This is a genomic window from Pseudoxanthomonas mexicana (assembly GCF_010093385.1).
GTDB lineage: Bacteria > Pseudomonadota > Gammaproteobacteria > Xanthomonadales > Xanthomonadaceae > Pseudoxanthomonas_A > Pseudoxanthomonas_A mexicana.
In genome coordinates this window covers 21,974-35,770 of the sequence record NZ_PDWV01000013.1, presented here as the reverse complement: position 1 = coordinate 35,770, position 13,797 = coordinate 21,974, and the positions used below count along the sequence as shown (strand labels likewise).

Sequence of the window (13,797 nt, the reverse complement as noted above, 5' to 3'; positions counted from 1 at the left end):
CACTGACTCCTGCTTTCAAGCGTCGATGCGTTTGGCGCCCGCTTCCAGGCCGGATTTCAGGCTGGCCTCGACGAACTCGTCCAGGTCGCCGTCCAGCACCTTCTGGGTATCCGAACGCTCTACGCCGGTGCGCAGGTCCTTGATGCGGCTCTGGTCCAGCACGTAGTTGCGGATCTGGCTGCCCCAACCGATGTCGGACTTGGTGGCTTCCACCGCATCGCGCTCCGCGTTGCGCTTCTGGATTTCCAGCTCGTACAGCTTGGCGGCCAGCATCTTCATCGCGTTGTCGCGGTTCTGGTGCTGGCTGCGGCCGGTCTGGCAGGCCACCACAATCCCGGTGGGCACGTGGGTGATACGCACGGCCGATTCGGTCTTGTTGACGTGCTGGCCGCCGGCGCCGGAGGAGCGGTACACGTCGGTCTTCAAGTCGGCCGGATTGATGTCGATGTCGATGTTGTCATCGACTTCCGGCGAAACGAACACCGAGGTGAAGCTGGTATGGCGGCGGTTGTCCGAATCGAACGGCGACTTGCGCACCAGGCGGTGCACGCCGGTCTCGGTCTTCAGCCAGCCGTAGGCGAAGTCGCCCTCCACGCGCAGCGTCGCCGACTTGATGCCGGCCACGTCGCCGCCGCTGGCTTCCATCAGCTCGGTCTTCCAGCCGCGCGATTCGCACCAGCGCAGGTACATCCGCAGCAGGATTTCCGCCCAGTCCTGCGCCTCGGTGCCGCCGGCGCCGGCCTGGATGTCGACGAAGGCGTTGGCGCTGTCCATCTTGCCGGAGAACATGCGCTGGAACTCCAGCTTGTCCACGTGCGCGGCATAACGTTCGACGTCGGCCACCACGGCGTGCGCGGTATCCTCGTCGTTCTCCATCTCCGCCAGCTCCAGCAGCTCGCCGGCGCCGGTCAGGCCTTCCTCGATGTCGCGGATGCCGTTGACCGTCTTGTCCAGCAGGGAACGCTCGCGGCCCAGTTGCTGCGCGTACTCGGCGTTGTTCCAGATGTCCGGGTTTTCCAGCTCGCGGTTTACTTCTTCCAGGCGTTCGCGCTTGGCATCGTAGTCAAAGAAACCCCCGGAGCGAGGCCAGCCTGTCCTGCAGGTCGGCGATGCGCTGGCGGATGGGATTGAGCTCGATCATGGGGCTGTGACGGGGGAATGGAATCGGTCGGCAAGGATACCAGAGGCGTGCAGGTACCCGTCCTGCGCCGGCATGGAACGGAATTTGCATTCGATATGCGCGCCCCTGCCGACAGCCGACCGCTCATGCCGACTCCCTTCGCCGCCCGCCTGTTGCCCTGCCTGCTGGGCCTGGTGCTGCTGGGCCTGCCCTCCTCACGGGCCCAGGGCACGGTTGCGGCCGGCACCGAGCGGGCCAGCCAGGTGGCCCGCTGCCTGAAGCTGCGCCGCGATGCGCCCCCCGTGGCGGCCGCGCTGGCCGAATCGCTGCTGCGCGAGGCCGACCTGACCGTCGAGGACGAGCTGAAGACCCTCAGTTGCCTGGGCATCGCCGCCGGCCTGTCCGGCGACCGGAAACGCGCGGTGGAGGCCGGTGCCCGCATGGAGCGCCTCGTGCTGGCGAATCCCGAACTGGCCCTGGCGTTCCGCGCCCGCGCCTATTCGCAGGCAGGATCGGTCTTCCACGGTGCCGGCCAGATCCATCGCGCCGAGGCGGCCTACCTGCGGGTGCAGGACCTGGCCAGGCAGTTGCCCGCCGACGAGGCCGCCCTGTTCCAGGCCACCACCCTCAGCAACATCGGATTGATCCACGCCGATTACCTGGACTCGCCGGAAGTGGCCGACGGCTTCCATCGCAAGGCATTGGCCATCGCCGCGTCCGTCGGGCTGGAAGATCCGGCGATCCTGCATAACCACGTGCTCAACCTGGTCAGGTTGGGCCGAACGGCGGAGGCCCTGGCCGTAATCGACCAGGGCGAGGCCATGGCGCACCGCAGGCAGGCATTGGCGGTGGTGGAACGCCTGCGCGCAGAGCGTGCGGGAATATGGATCACGCAGGGGCGCCTGGGGCCGGCGCAGCAGGTGCTCACATCCGTAATCCGGGCGCAGCAGACGAGTGCGGACACGCCGGGATTGGCCGGCTCGCTGGCCAAGCTGTCGACCCTGCAGCGCATCGCCGGCGACCCCACGGCCGCGCTGGCCACGGCACGCTTGGCTTGGTCGCACGTGGACGGCACGCCGCAGCCGCAGAAGCAGCGCGAGGTGCTGCGCGCCTGGATGGCCGCGCATGCCGCGCTTGGCCAGGCGGACGGCGTCATGGCGGTCGGCGCACGCCTGCACGCACTGGAAATGGAGACGCTCAAGGCGCAACGGCTCGCATCGCTGGCCGAGCTGCAGGCGCGCAGCGAGAGCGCCGCCGCGCAGCGCGAACTGCAGGCCATGCGGCACAAGGCCCAGATCCAGTCCCTCAACGAGGAGAGAACACGCCTGCTGCGTAACGCCGGCGTCGCGGCGATGATCCTGCTGGTGATGGCGGGTGTCGGCTTCGGCCTGCTCCAGCGGCGCAAGAACCAGCAATTGCGCACCGTCAGCGCGACCGATCCTCTCACCGGCCTGCGCAACCGCCGCGCGGCCGGTACCGCGCTGCAGGCGATGTCGACGCAACGCGCCACGCCCGGCATGCGTCATGTGCTCTTCCTTATCGACATCGACCACTTCAAGCAGGTCAACGACGGGTTCGGCCACCATGCCGGCGACGACGTGCTGGTGGACATCGCCGACGCGCTGCGCACCCTGTGCCGGCCTGGCGACGTGATCGCACGGTGGGGCGGCGAGGAATTCCTGATGGCCTGCCCCGATCTCACGGCGGCGCAGGCATGCACGGTCGCCGCGCGCCTGCACGAGCGGTTGGGCGGCGCCCGCGAGTTGGCGCCGGGGCGGGCCTGGGATCTCACGGTGTCGCTGGGTTTCGCGCCGTTCCCGTTCTTCGAGGAGGGACGCGAAGGGTGGGAGTACGCCATCCGCCTGGCCGACCGTGCGCTCTACGCCGCCAAGGACCGTCGCAACGCGTGGGCCGGCCTGTGGGGCCGTACCCTGCCGGAAGGCGCCAGTGCGGCCAGCGTTCTGGAAGAACCGGAAAACGCCGTGCGCAGCGGCAACGTCGACCTGATGGCGAGCTACGCCATCGAACGCTTGCCGAAAGCGGCCCTGCGCGCGGCCTGAGCACTAACCCGGCTCGGCGCCGGTGCGCGTCCTCAGGTCCTGGCGGTAGCGTCGACTGCAGGGCAGCACCGTACCGTCGCGCAGGTGGACGCGCGCGTCGCCGGAATCCAGCGGCTCGATGGATGCGACATGGTCGAGCGCCACCACGTAACTGCGATGGATGCGGGCGAAGCGGCGCGGATCGAGGCGGGATTCGATGCCGGCGATGGTGCTGCGCAATGGATAGTCGTGCCCGCGCACCCGCAGGTTGACGTAGTTGCCTGCGGCCTGCAGCCACTCGATGTCGTTCGCCGCGACCAGGAATTCGCGCCCCAGTTTGCGGATCAGGAAGCGTTCGGGCCGGTCCACCGGTTCCAGCGGCGGGCCCTCGTCGGGCTCCGCCAGCAGGCTGGCCTCGCCTTGCCAACGGCGCAGCAGCAGGCGGTACGCCTCCATTGTCAGCACGATGGAGGCGAAACTGCGGACATCCTTCAGGTACTCATAGACAAGTTCGCGCGGCCAGGGGCCGAAGTCGTAGGTCATGCCCTGGGCCCGGTAGGCGAGTACCCGCAACCCCACCATGCCCACCACGTGCACGAGGCAGACGACGACGCTGGCCCCGGCATACCGTGCGAGCTGTCGCCGCCAGTCGCCCCACTGGAAAGGATAGCGCCGGGTGAACCAGGCCATCGCCGGCAACACCACCAACAGCCACATCACCGCGCTGCTGGTTTCCCAGACGGCCGGCTCCCAGGCCTGGATGGACGAATCGCCGCGTCGCAGTTCCATCAGCGTGGTGATGCTGTTGGCGACGCAGTTGACCCCGGTCACCGCGATCCAGAAGCCGGCCTCGATCACGCGTTTCCAGGGCTGGTAGCGTTCGTAGGACAGCACGGCGCGTTCGGTCATGCGCGCATTCTAGCCCTCTGCGGTCCTGCGCCCTTCGCGATTCGTCCCTGCATGCCGGCCGTTGGCCCCCTGCCCGCCCCCACATGTCCCTTCGTAGTGGGTACTGACGAGCAGACCCGACACGCTGGCGCCTTCACAGGACGAGGAAACCCCCATGCAACGCCGCCACGATCTGGACTGGGTCCGTGTTTGCGCCTTCGGGCTGCTGGTGCTGTACCACGTGGGCATGTACTACGTGACCTGGGACTGGCACGTGAAGAGTCCAGCGGCCAGCGATGCGCTGGAGCCCTTCATGCTGCTCAGTTCACCGTGGCGGCTGGCGCTGCTGTTCCTCGTGTCGGGGGCGGCCACGGCATTCCTGCTGGAACGGCAGCGACGCAGTGCCGAGGTGGCCCGCCGCCGGCCGGGGTTCCTCGCCAGCCGGTCCTGGCGTCTGTTGGTGCCGCTGGTGTTCGGCATGCTGGTGATCGTGCCTCCGCAGTCCTACTACGAGGTGGTCGAGCAGCTCCCGGGGGGCTATCACGACGGGTACCTGGCCTTCTATGGCCGCTACCTGACCGGCTACGACGGTTTCTGCGATGCAGACGGCTGCCTGGACATGCCCACCTGGAACCATCTCTGGTTCGTTGCTTACCTATGGGTCTACACCATGGTGCTGTGGTTGCTCTGGCGCATGGCGCCGCGCGCCCTGATCGCCGCGGGGCGTGGTCTCGACAAGGCGCTGGCCGGAATCGGCATCGTGGTGTGGCCCACGCTGTTCCTGGGCCTGGCGCGCATCCTGCTGGTCGGTCGCTTCGAACAGACCCATGCGCTGGTCGACGACTGGTACAACCATGCCCAGTACTTCAGCGTGTTCCTGCTGGGCTTCCTGATCGCACGCAGCGAGGGGGTCTGGGCGGCGATGGTCCGGGCGCGCTGGGTCGCCCTGCTGCTGTGGCTGGCCACCTGGGCGGGCCTGATCGCCTACTTCGTCCGCTTCGCCGATGGGCAGCCGCCCGAGCTGCTGCGGACCGCCATGCGCATGGTCTGGGGACTGGACCAGTGGTGCGCGATCGTGGCGGTACTCGGCTTCGCCCGCCACTGGAATCCCGGCGACAGTCGCGCGCTCCGGTACCTGGTGCCGGCGGTGTTCCCGGTCTACATCCTGCACCAGACCGTCACCGTCGTCCTCGCCCACCACCTGAAGCCACTGGCGATCCCGCCGCTGGTGGAAGGCATCCTGCTGGTAATGGTCACCTTCGCCGCCTGCTTCGCTGGCTATGAAGTCGTGCGCCGGGTCGCTTGGCTGCGACCGCTGTTCGGACTGAAGCGTCTGCCTGGCGGGCGAACCGACGGCTCGCCGGCGATGGTCGGCTCCACCGAGTCCTGAGCACTCACTCCGCGGCCTGCCAGTAACGGATCAGCAACTGGATGCCGCGGCGGTTCTGCCAGTCGTCGGTGTCCAACTGGTAGGCCGCATGGATACGGGCAGGTGGGGCCTGGTCCTGCCAGCCATTGAAGTGGATCGCATTGAGCGCTGCGGCATGACCGGGAAGACGCAGCGAAAACTTCAGGTGCTTCTCGCCGATCACGCGCCAATCCAGCACATCGAAACGGCCATCGAACATGGGCTCGGGGAAGCCCTGTCCCCATGGCCCGGCGCTGCGCAGCGCTTCGGCATGGGCGCGATCCAGTTCGTCCGACCGCAACTCGCCGTCGCTCAGCAGCACTTCCTGCAACATCGCCTCATCGAGCAGCTTCGAGGCCTGCTCGTGGAAGGCTTCACGGAAGGCAGACAGTGCGCTTTCGTCCAGCGACAGGCCGGCCGCCATCGCATGACCGCCGAAACGCTGCATCAGACCGGGGTTCGCCGCATCGATCGCCGCCAGCGCATCTCGGATGTGGAAACCGGGAATGGAGCGTGCCGAGCCGCGCAACACCGTGCTGCCCGGCTCGGCGGGCGCGAACGCGATCACCGGGCGATGCAGGCGTTCCTTGATCTTCGAGGCTACCAGGCCGACCACGCCCGGATGCCACTCCGGATCGAACAGACACGGCGCCAGCGGCACGGCGCCCTCGACGTCGACACGCGCCAGCGCCGCCTGCGCTTCGTCCACCATCTGCTGCTGCACGCCGCGGCGTTCGGCGTTGATGCCGTCGAGCACGTGCGCCATCTCATCGGCTTGGCTGGCGTCGTCGGTCAGCAGGCACGCGATGCCCAGCGCCATGTCCTCCAACCGGCCCGCGGCATTCAGGCGCGGGGCGACCGCAAAGCCGATGTCCGCGGCCGTGAGCCGGGCCGGGTCACGCCCCGCCACGCGCACCAGCGCCTGCAGGCCCGCACAGGCCTGGCCTGCGCGCAGGCGACGCAGGCCCGCGCCGACGAGGGCGCGGTTGTTGGCGTCCAGCGGGACGAGATCGGCGACCGTGCCCACCGCGACAAGATCCAGCAAGGACGAAAGGTCGGGTTCGGGGCCATCGAAAGCCCCCCGTCCCCGCAGCACGCGTCGCAGCGCGCGCAGCACGTAGAACATCACGCCCCCGCCCGCCAGCATCTTGCTGGGGAACGGATCGCCGCGCAGGTTGGGATTGACGATCGCATCGGCGGGCGGCAGCACGTCACCGGGCAAGTGATGATCCGTGACCAGGACTTGCCAGCCGCGCGCCTTGGCCGCCGCGATCCCGGCATGACAGGCAATCCCGTGGTCCACCGTGACCAGCAGCTCGGGCGCCAGTGCGCCCAGTTCCTCCACCAGCGAAGGCGACAGTCCGTAGCCATGGACCATGCGGTTGGGCACCGCTGGCGTGACACGCCGTGCGCCCAGCAGGCAAAGCCCACGCACGCCGACGGCGCACGCGGTGGCGCCGTCGCAGTCGAAATCGCCGACGATCACGATATGGCGGTTGGCCGCGATGGCATCGGCGAGCAGCGTCGTCGCTTCATCGATGCCGCCGAGCAGGTCGGGGGGAAGCAGCTGGGCGAGCCTAGGCTGGGCCTGCTCCATCGAACCGGCCCCCCGGGCTTCGTAGACGCGTTGCAGCAGCATGGGCACATGGGCAGGCCATGTACCGGCCGCGCCCGCCTCGCGTCGGCGGATCCGGGCCGCCGGCGTCATGCCGGCACGTGATCGGGCCGGCCTGCATCCAGGCGCGGCAGGGGCCTGCGCCAGAACCGCCAGCGCTGCTCGCGACGCAGCGCGAACAGGCCGCCATCCTCGAAGTCGAGCGTGAGCGTGTCCAGTTCGCCCTTTTTCAGGGCCTCCAGCAGCGGGCGCAGCGCATCGCGGCACAGCAGGTCCAGATTGCGCAGGTGACGCAGGTCGATCAGCGCGTCCACACCGCCCTCGCCGCCGGCATGGCTCGCGTCCACGCCCGCCGCCTGCGCCAGGGCCTGCAGCAGCACATCGTTGCCCTTGACCTGGCGGAAGCCGGTGCGGACGAAGTCCGGCAGCGCACCCGCGCCCCAGAACCACAGCGAATTGACCGGTGGTTTGCCCTGCGACACCCGCTGCGCATTCCAGGGGTGGTTGTGCAGCAGCACCTGGGCCTCGCTGAGCAGGGCCCGCCAGCGGCGGCCGGCATCGCCGTGCGGCAGGTGCGCGAACAGATCGTCGCCCAGCACATCGTCCACCGGCGCGAACTCGGGCAGCTGCGCTTCCAGCGGGAGGCGCAGATACCAGCGCGCCGGGTGCGGTGCATCCAGCGGCATGCCGGCATCGCCGAACAGGGGCTTGAGCGCGGGCAGAAGATTCGCCGCGTCCTCCGCAGACAGGCCCAGCGATTCGCCGTGGGCGAGCATGCGCGCCCCGGTCATGTCCGGCGACACCCGCACCGGATCCGCACGCAGCCAGCGGGCACCGGCGGCATCGCCCGCATCACGCTGGCGGGTAAGCGCGGCGATGGGCCAATGGTCGGGCACCAGCTGGAACTGCCGCCGCAGCTGCGCGCGCTCGCCGGCATCCGTGTCGCTGCGGTCGCTGCGGCCCAGCGCCCGCGCCACGTCGTCGGGCAGCGCCAGCCCGACCAGGCGGGTGCGCGCAGGCAGCAGCAGTGTGGCCTGGGCCATGGACTCAGTCGGCGTAGGAAACGCTGACGATTTCGTACTCGCGCTGGCCGGCCGGGGCATCGATGGTGACGCTGTCGCCCTCGTGCTTGCCGATCAGGGCGCGGGCCAGCGGCGAGGAGATCGCGATCAGGCCCAGTTTGATGTCCGCCTCGAGGTCGCCGACGATCTGGTAGCGCTTCTCTTCATCGGTATCCACGTCGGCCAGCACCACCTTGGCGCCGAACACGATGCGCGAGCCGGCATTGAGCTTGCTGACGTCGATGATCTCGGAGTGCGACAACTCGCTCTCCAGCTGCTTGATGCGGCCTTCGATGAAGCCCTGCTGCTCGCGGGCGGCGTGGTACTCGGCGTTCTCCTTCAGGTCGCCGTGCGCACGCGCCTCGGCGATGGCAGTGATCACCTCGGGACGCTTGACCGTCTTCAGAAGGTCCAGTTCCTGGCGCAGGCGCTGCGCGCCCTGCATGGTCAATGGGGCTCTCACCCTTGAAGCTCCTTGTGCAGTTCCTGCAATGCCAGCACCGGGCCCGTGCCGCGGTATTCCAGCGAATGCACCAGCGGCTTGGCGCCGGCAACGGTGGTTGAATAGGTGACGCGGTGCTGCAGGGCCTCGCGCCGGATCGAGAAGGAGTCGGCGATGGCCTGGCGTCCTTCCGTGGTGTTGACGATATACACGATTTCGCCGTTCTTGATCAGGTCCACCACATGCGGACGGCCTTCCAGCACCTTGTTGATCTGGGTGCAGTCGATGCCGTGCTCACGCAGCCACGCGGCGGTGCCGGCGGTCGCGACGATGGAGTAGCCGCGGCCGACCAGTTCCTGCGCTACCGGCAGCACGCGCTTCTTGTCCGGATCGCGTACCGAGATGAACACCTTGCCCACCGGTGGCGCCTTGATGCCGCCGGCCTCCTGCGCGCGCGCCATGGCCGCGCCGAAGCTGCGGCCCACGCCCATCACCTCGCCGGTGGAGCGCATTTCCGGTCCGAGGATCGGATCCACGCCCTGGAACTTGGCGAACGGGAAGATCGCTTCCTTGACCGAGTAGTAGTCCGGCACGATTTCCTTCGTGGCGCCCTGCCCGGCCAGCGTCTTGCCGGCCATGCAGCGGGCCGCGATCTTCGCCAGCGGCATGCCGGTGGCCTTGGAGACGAATGGCACCGTGCGCGAGGCGCGCGGGTTCACTTCCAGCAGGTAGACGATGTCGTCGCTGCCGTCCTCGCTCGCCTGGATGGCGAACTGGGTATTCATCAGGCCCACGACCTTCAGTGCCTTCGCCAGTTCGACCACCTGGCGGCGCAGTTCGTCCTGCGTCTTCGTCGACAGCGAATACGGCGGCAACGAGCATGAGGAGTCGCCCGAGTGCACGCCGGCTTCCTCGATGTGCTCCATCACGCCGCCGATCAGCACGTGGCCTTCGGCGTCGGCGATGATGTCCACATCGACTTCGACCGCGTTGTCGAGGAAGCGGTCCAGCAACACCGGCGAGTCGTTGGACACCTTGACCGCGTCGCGCACGTAGCGGGCCAGGTCGGATTCGCCGTACACGATTTCCATCGCACGGCCACCCAGCACGTAGGACGGACGCACGACCAGCGGATAGCCGATCTCGCGCGCCAGCAGCAGGGCTTCCTGGTCGTTGCGCGCAATGCGGTTCGGCGGCTGCTTCAGGCCCAACGAATCGACCAGCTGCTGGAAGCGTTCACGGTCCTCGGCCAGGTCGATGGAGTCCGGGCTGGTACCGATCACCGGCACGCCATTGGCTTCCAGCGCCCGTGCCAGCTTCAGCGGGGTCTGGCCACCGTACTGGACGATGACGCCCTTCGGCTGCTCCAGTTCGACGATCTCCAGCACGTCTTCCAGCGTCAGCGGCTCGAAGTACAGGCGGTCGGAGGTGTCGTAGTCGGTCGAGACGGTCTCGGGGTTGCAGTTGACCATGATGGTCTCGAACCCGTCCTCGCGCAGCGCCAGCGCCGCATGCACGCAGCAGTAGTCGAACTCGATGCCCTGGCCGATGCGGTTGGGACCGCCGCCCAGGATCATGATCTTGTCGCGGCTGGTGGGCTGCGCCTCGCACTCGTCCTCATAGGTCGAATACAGGTACGCCGTGCTGGTGGCGAACTCGGCCGCGCAGGAATCCACGCGCTTGTACACGGGCTTCACGCCCAGCGCCTTGCGTAGCACGCGCACGGCGGCCTCGTCGGTGCCGGCCAGCTGGGCCAGGCGCGCGTCGGAGAACCCCATCCGCTTCAGGCGGCGCATGCGCGTTTTGTCCAGCGACCCCAGGCCATCGGTAGCGAACTGCTGCTCGGCCGAGATGATTTCTTCCATCTGGTCGAGGAACCAGGGGTCGATGAAGGACAGCGCGTGCACCTGCTCGACGCTCATGCCGGCGCGGAACGCATCGGCCACGTAGAACAGGCGCTCCGGGCCCGGCGCCTTCAGTTCGCGGCGCAGCGTGGTCAGGTCGTCTTCGCTGGCCAGATCCAGGCCGGTCGGGTCGAGGCCGACCTTGCCGGTTTCCAGGCCGCGCAGCGCCTTCTGCAGCGACTCCTGGAAGGTGCGGCCCATCGCCATCACCTCGCCCACCGACTTCATCTGGGTGGTGAGGCGGGCATCGGCCTGCGGGAACTTCTCGAAGGCGAAGCGCGGGATCTTGGTGACGACGTAGTCGATCGCCGGCTCGAACGAGGCCGGGGTCTTGCCGCCGGTGATCTCGTTCTTCAGTTCGTCCAGCGTGTAGCCGACGGCCAGCTTGGCGGCGACCTTGGCGATCGGGAAGCCGGTGGCCTTGGACGCCAGCGCCGATGAACGCGACACGCGCGGATTCATCTCGATGACGACGACGCGGCCGGTCTGCGCATTGATGCCGAACTGCACGTTCGAGCCACCGGTATCCACGCCGATCTTGCGCAGCACCGCGATGGAGGCATCGCGCAGGCGCTGGTATTCCTTGTCGGTCAGGGTCTGCGCCGGGGCGACGGTGATGCTGTCGCCGGTGTGCACGCCCATCGGGTCCAGGTTCTCAATGGAACAGACGATGATGCAGTTGTCCGCGGTGTCGCGGACCACCTCCATCTCGAACTCCTTCCAGCCCAGCACCGACTCCTCCACCAGCACCTCGGTGGTCGGCGACAGCTCCAGGCCCCGGGTCACGATGTCGACCAGTTCCTCACGGTTGTAGGCGATGCCGCCGCCACTGCCGCCCAGCGTGAAGCTGGGGCGGATGATGGTGGGGTAGCCGACGCGGGTCTGGATCTCCAGCGCTTCCTCAAGCGTGTGCGCGACCGCGGCCTTCGGGCACTCCAGCCCGATTTCCTGCATGGCCACGCGGAACAGTTCGCGGTCCTCGGCCATCCGGATGGCATCGCGCTTGGCGCCGATCAGCTCGACGCCGTACTTCTCCAGCACCCCGTTGTCGGCCAGGTCCAGCGCACAGTTCAACGCCGTCTGCCCACCCATGGTGGGCAGCAGCGCATCGGGCTTTTCCTTGGCGATGATCTTCTCGACCGTCTGCCAGTTGATCGGCTCGATGTAGACCGCGTCCGCCATCTCCGGGTCGGTCATGATGGTCGCGGGGTTGCTGTTGACCAGCACCACCCGATACCCCTCCTCGCGCAACGCCTTGCACGCCTGGGCGCCGGAATAGTCGAACTCGCAGGCCTGGCCGATGACGATCGGGCCTGCGCCGATGATCAGGATGGTTTTTAGGTCGTTGCGCTTGGGCATGGGGGACTGCTTCCAGGGTTACGGGGCCGAGGCGGTCTTCGCGTTCGGCCCGATGTACTTGTCAAAGAACGCCAGCATCTTGGTGTAGAGGTTGACGTTGTTCTGCAGGTCGCGGAATCCGTGCGCTTCCTTCTTCTCCACGATCACGTCATCCGGCTTCTTGCCGACCTTGGCCAGCTGCGAGATGAGGAAATGCATGTTCTTGATCGGTACACGCACGTCCTTCTCGCCATGGACCAGCAGGATCGGAACCTTGATGCGTTCGACACCGTAGGCCGGCGACTGCGCCATGCGCTCGGCGGCCGTGGGCGGATACACGTCCTTCAGGTAGTTGCGGCCGCTCTCGTGCCCCATAAAGTCGGCATCGCGCTGCGCATCCAGATCGTAGACGCCCACGTAGCCGACGGTGCAGCGGTACAGGTCCGGCTCGCGCACCACGCTCATCAGCGCCGCGTAGCCGCCATAGGACGCGCCATAGATGCAGACACGATCAGGGTCCGCAATGCCCTGCGCGATCGCCCACTTCACCGAGTCGGTCAGGTCGTCCTGCATGGTCGTACCCCATTTGCGGTAGCCCATGCCTTCGAACGCGTTGCCGTAGCCGCCCGAGCCGCGGTAGTTGATCTGCAGGACGGCATAGCCGCGATTCGCGAACAGCTGGACTTCGGGATTGAAGCCCCATTCGTCGCGCGGACCGTGCGGGCCGCCGTGAGGATTGATGATCAGCGGCAGGTTCTTGCCATTGCTGTTCTTCGGGATGGTGATGTAGCCGTGCAGCGGAAGACCATCGCGCGCCTTCACCACGATGGGCTTCATCGGCGACATCTCTTCGGGCTTGATCCAGTCCATGCTGGCCGTGAGGAACTGCGCTTGCCCTGTCTGGCGATCGAACAGGTATGCCTCGGGCGCTTGGACGTCCGAGTACACCTGCATCATAAGATAGCGACCATTGTCTGATGCGCGATGGAAACGTACGGCTTTGCCCGGGAACGCTTTGGTCAACCCGGCATAGACCTTGGTTTCCGGATGGTCGGGAGCGACCCAGTCCCAGTAGGGAATGCCATCTTCGTACCAGACCCCCAGCAGTGTCTTGCGGTCGCTGCTCCACAGGTAACCCGAAGGGCTGACAGTCCCGTTGCTGGACAGCTGGATCTCGGCACGCGTATCGACATCGAGCAGCACGATGGACTCAGGCTTTCCATCGGCACCCTTCGCCATGTAGACACGCTTGTTCTCTGCGTCGAAGCCGAGTGGATAGTACGTCGCGCCATTGCGCTCACTCTCGTGCACCAAACTCCATTTGTCGCCATCGCGTCGATAAGTGACATTGCGGCCGTCGTTCATGGCGCCAGCAACAAAACGCACCTTGCGATCATGATCGACAAGGAAGCTTCCCTGCTCGACCGGTGCACTTGCTACATTCATGATGCGGCCATTGTTGACGTTCAGCTTGAAGAGGAACGACGTCTCGACGGAGCGTTGAACCAGAATCGTGTCCGGATCTTCCGGCGTCAGATCAACGATGCGGTATGTGTTGCCGTTCGGGATATCGAGGCGGCCCGTCCCATCGATGTTCGCGGCATACATGTCGCCGCGCGCGGTCTCGAAATCGAAACGACCCGTCTTGAAAGTCACGACGAACAGCAGACGGTTGTCGTTGACCCAGTACACCTGCCGGAAGTGTCGGTTCTCGCCATAGTCGAATTTGCCGACAATCGCTTGGTCGGCAACACGAACCACTGCCAGCAGCGTCCGGTCGGCCTGGGGAACATTGATCGCGATGTGCTTGCCGTCGGGCGACAGCGACACGGTGGTGAATTGGGGATCCTTGAAGAAATCCTGGATCGGCACCTCACGCGCAAAACCCTGCAGTGGCAGCAAGACCAGCAGCAACAACAGACGGATCATCACTTTCATCTTCCACTCCCTGAGATGGGGCGGCGACCCCCGCCACCCCGTAC

The 13,797-nt window shown here is 66.9% G+C and carries 9 protein-coding genes; 2 read left to right on the top strand and 7 right to left on the bottom strand.

Annotated elements, in window-relative coordinates; translation table 11 throughout:
- Positions 1-15: 15 nt before the first annotated feature.
- Positions 16-1,141 (bottom strand): peptide chain release factor 2 gene (prfB, locus tag CSC76_RS06865; RefSeq protein WP_162109311.1). Its coding sequence is split into 2 segments (ribosomal slippage): positions 16-1,065 and positions 1,067-1,141, totalling 1,125 coding nucleotides; the frame shifts between segments, so codons are not numbered across the junction.
- Between the two features lie 125 nt (positions 1,142-1,266).
- Between prfB and CSC76_RS06860 the strand changes: the two genes are divergently transcribed.
- Complete coding sequence (locus CSC76_RS06860; RefSeq protein ID WP_162109310.1) at positions 1,267-3,180, top strand: GGDEF domain-containing protein; 1,914 nt, start codon at positions 1,267-1,269, stop codon at positions 3,178-3,180.
- 3 nt (positions 3,181-3,183) lie between these two features.
- Here CSC76_RS06860 and CSC76_RS06855 read toward each other — a convergent pair whose 3' ends face one another.
- Positions 3,184-4,068, bottom strand: coding sequence for a LytTR family DNA-binding domain-containing protein (locus tag CSC76_RS06855; RefSeq protein WP_162109309.1), 885 nt, complete (start codon positions 4,066-4,068; stop codon positions 3,184-3,186).
- A gap of 154 nt (positions 4,069-4,222) precedes the next feature.
- Between CSC76_RS06855 and CSC76_RS06850 the strand changes: the two genes are divergently transcribed.
- Positions 4,223-5,437 (top strand): acyltransferase family protein, encoded by a 1,215-nt coding sequence (locus CSC76_RS06850; protein WP_162109308.1) that lies wholly within the window; start codon positions 4,223-4,225, stop codon positions 5,435-5,437.
- 4 nt (positions 5,438-5,441) lie between these two features.
- On the opposite strand, the gene recJ is transcribed toward CSC76_RS06850, so the two are convergent.
- Genes recJ through CSC76_RS06825 form a run of 5 tightly spaced genes read right to left on the bottom strand, consistent with a single transcriptional unit; the run spans position 5,442 to position 13,753 of the window.
- Positions 5,442-7,163: a single-stranded-DNA-specific exonuclease RecJ gene (gene recJ / locus CSC76_RS06845; RefSeq protein WP_162109307.1), complete on the bottom strand. Its 1,722-nt coding sequence runs from the start codon at positions 7,161-7,163 to the stop codon at positions 5,442-5,444.
- Positions 7,160-8,113, bottom strand: a complete 954-nt coding sequence (locus tag CSC76_RS06840) for a phosphoglycerate mutase (protein WP_162109306.1) — start codon at positions 8,111-8,113, stop codon at positions 7,160-7,162. The genes recJ and CSC76_RS06840 overlap by 4 nt, the downstream gene beginning before the upstream one ends.
- A gap of 4 nt (positions 8,114-8,117) precedes the next feature.
- Positions 8,118-8,582, bottom strand: a complete 465-nt coding sequence (gene greA / locus CSC76_RS06835; RefSeq protein WP_185896981.1) for a transcription elongation factor GreA — start codon at positions 8,580-8,582, stop codon at positions 8,118-8,120.
- 8 nt (positions 8,583-8,590) lie between these two features.
- The gene (carB, locus tag CSC76_RS06830) at positions 8,591-11,836 is read right to left on the bottom strand and encodes a carbamoyl-phosphate synthase large subunit (RefSeq protein WP_162109304.1); all 3,246 of its coding nucleotides are present in this window, start codon (positions 11,834-11,836) and stop codon (positions 8,591-8,593) included.
- Between the two features lie 18 nt (positions 11,837-11,854).
- Positions 11,855-13,753, bottom strand: coding sequence for an alpha/beta hydrolase family protein (locus tag CSC76_RS06825; protein ID WP_162109303.1), 1,899 nt, complete (start codon positions 13,751-13,753; stop codon positions 11,855-11,857).
- Positions 13,754-13,797: the final 44 nt, after the last annotated feature.